Origin of the sequence: Streptomyces sp. NPDC047315 (genome assembly GCF_040643215.1) — a bacterium.
In the GTDB taxonomy this organism is placed as follows: Bacteria; Actinomycetota; Actinomycetes; order Streptomycetales; family Streptomycetaceae; genus Streptomyces.
Window position 1 is genome coordinate 322,882 of sequence record NZ_JBEYTZ010000005.1, and the last position, 2,868, is coordinate 325,749.

Annotated in this window: 2 protein-coding genes and 1 pseudogene; all 3 read right to left on the bottom strand. The window is 69.0% G+C overall.

Annotated elements, in window-relative coordinates; genetic code table 11:
• Positions 1-898: acyl-CoA dehydrogenase family protein (locus ABZ842_RS07945; protein ID WP_361533440.1), on the bottom strand; the 898-nt coding region annotated here is incomplete at its 3' end.
• Positions 899-984: 86 nt separating this feature from the next.
• Positions 985-2,514: a long-chain fatty acid--CoA ligase gene (locus ABZ842_RS07950; RefSeq protein ID WP_361533443.1), complete on the bottom strand. Its 1,530-nt coding sequence runs from the start codon at positions 2,512-2,514 to the stop codon at positions 985-987.
• Positions 2,515-2,649: 135 nt separating this feature from the next.
• Positions 2,650-2,868 (bottom strand): annotated as a pseudogene (locus ABZ842_RS07955) (hypothetical protein); the annotation flags it as partial.

Here is a 2,868-nt window from a genome sequence, read left to right on the forward strand (position 1 = left end):
CGGTGACCTCGGTCTCGCACTCGGCGAGCACGAACTTGGTGTTCTGGAAGGCGGCGACCGGCTTGCCGAAGACCGTGCGCTCCGCCACGTACGCCTGGGCGAAGCGGATCGCCGCCGTCGCGGCGGCGGTGGCGCTGACGCCGATCTGGAGCCGTTCGCGGGGGAGGTTCTGTCCCAGGTAGGAGAAGCCTCGACCGTCCTGTCCGAGGAGGTTGGTGGCGGGCACCTTGACGTCGGTGAAGGAGATCTCGTTGGTGTCCGAGGACTTGAGGCCGATCTTCTCCAGTTTCCGTCCGAAGGCGAAGCCTTCGCTGTCGGTGGGCACGACGAGGAGGGACAGGCCCGCCCGGCGGTCCTCGGGGGTGGCCGGTGCGGTACGGGCGGCGACCACGCACAGTTCGGAGTTGAGGGCGCCGGTGATGAAGGTCTTGGCTCCGTTGAGGACGTAGTGCGAACCGTCATCGGACAGTTTCGCGGTGGTGCGGATGCCCGCGAGATCGGAACCGGTCCCCGGCTCCGTCATCGCCACGCAGAGCATGAGGTCGCCGGTGGCGATGCCGGGGAACCAGCGCTGCTTCTGCTCGTCGGTGGCGAGGTTCAGCAGGTAGGGCAGGACGATGCCCGAGCTGACGTTGTAGTGACCGAGCGCGACGCCTGCGAGGGCGGTCTCCTCGCTGATGATGGCTTGGTACTTGTGGCCGGTGTCGCCGGGACCGCCGTACTCCTCCGGGATGCCGAAGCCCATCACCCCGAGCGCGCCGAGCTTGCGGAACAGCTCGCGGGGAGGCAGCCCGGCGGCCTCCCAGTCAGCGAAGTGCGGGGCGACCTCCTTGGCGACGAAGTCCCGGATCACGGCGCGGAAGGCCTCGTGGTCCTCGTTGTAGACGCTTCGCTTCATGGGGCGTACTCGTTTCTGTCAGTCGTGGTTCGTGAGGCCGTGCTCCCGCCCGAACTCACCGAGCGGGGGTACGCGAGTGGAGCCGGTCACTGGCCGTGGGCGTCGCGCAGCGCGCGCTTGAGGACCTTTCCGGCGGCGGACGTCGGCAGGGTGTCGACGAACTCCACGGTGCGCGGGGCCTTGTAGCCCGCGATGAGGCTCTTGGTGTGGGTGCGGAGTTCCTCGACGGTGATCGCGGTGTGGCCGGGCCGCAGAACCACCACCGCGTGCACCCGCTCGCCCCACTGGGGGTCGGACACGCCGATCACGGCGCAGGAGAGGACGGCGGGGTGGGCGGCGACGGCGTTCTCCACCTCGGCGGAGTAGACGTTCTCACCACCGGTGACGATCATGTCCTTGAGGCGGTCGACGAGGTAGAGGTAGCCGTCCTCGTCCAGATGGCCCGCGTCTCCGGTGTGGAGCCAGCCTTCCCTGAGGGCCTCGTGGGTCAGCTCCGGCTTGCGCCAGTAGCCGAGCATCACGTGGTCGCCGCGGGTCACCACTTCGCCCACCTCGCCGGGCGGCAGCTCCCGTCCGTCGGGTCCGACCACGGCGATCTCCACGGACGCGGTCGCCCGGCCCGCCGAGCGGAGGCGGTGGCCCGCCTTCCGGTGCTCCTCGCGACCGAGGATGGTGAGCACCCCGGTCTCGGTCATGCCGTAGCCCTGGGTGAATCCGGCCCGAGGGAAGGCCCTCATCGCCTGGAGGAGCAGGCTCTGCGGGCTGCCCGCGCCCCCGTAGGTGACGGTGCGCAAACTGCTGACGTCGTACTGCTCCAACTCCGGGTGTTCGCAGATTGCCTGGACCATGGTGGGGACGAGGATGCAACTGGTCACCCTGTGGCGCTGTACGGCGTCGAGGAAGCCCTCTGCCGAGAAGGAGGGGAGGAAGACATGGGTGCCGCCGACGATGTTCTGGTTGTGCCAGCTACAGAAGGCGGCGATGTGGAAGAGGGGGGCGGTGAGGAGGGTGACGCTGCCGGGTTCGACCGCGCGGTTGATGATGATGGAGCCGTACATCGAGGTCAGCAGGCGGCGGTGGGTGGTGGCTACGCCCTTGGGCAACCCTGTGGTGCCGCCCGTGTACAGCAGTAGGGCCAGTTGGTCGTCCCCTCGCCGGACGTCGGGTACGGGATCGGAGCTGGCCAGCAGTTCCTCGTAGCTGAGCATGCCCTCAGGGGTGGGCCCATCACCGCAGTGGACGAGTGTGCGGAGTTCCGGGCAGCGTTCCTTCAGAGTGTGCGCGAGCGGTGCGAAGGCGTCGTCGAGGAGGAGCACCTCGGTGCCCGAGTCGTCCAGGGCATAGGCGATTTCGGCGGGGGACCATCTGATGTTCACCGGATGGGCTGCGGCGCCCATCCACCATGTGGCGTACAGGAATTCGTGGTACCGGTCCGAGTTGAGGGCGAGGATGCCCACGCGGTCGCCCGCGCGGACACCCAGCCGAAGGAAGGCTGCTGCCAGACGGGCCACCCGGTCGCCCACCTCGCGGGTGGTGCGCACCCGGTCGCCGCAGATCGTCATCGGACGGTCCGGGAACTGCTGGAGCGCCCGATGGAGGGGTTGGGTCAGATACACGACGTCCTCCGGATGCGGCCCGACGTCGATGTCGGGCCATGTTGCTGGTTCACACGGCGAGGACCCCGACCGGCTGGGCGGTCCGGCCGACCGGGGTCGGTGGGGGCTGCTCTGCGCCCTGCCACACGCGAAGGTTCAGACGACGGCGGCGGCCGGGGCGTCGAGCACGAACTCAGCCGCGCCCAGCAGCGCCGGCTTGCCCGTCTGGCGCAGTGCCGTCAGTGCCAGGGTGACGTGCGCGGTGCCGTCGGGGTCGTGCGTGATGTCGGTGATCTCGGCCTTGCACGTCAGTTGGTCGCCGGGCCACATTTGGTCGACGAAGCGGACCTTGAACCGGCGGATCTCCTTGACGCC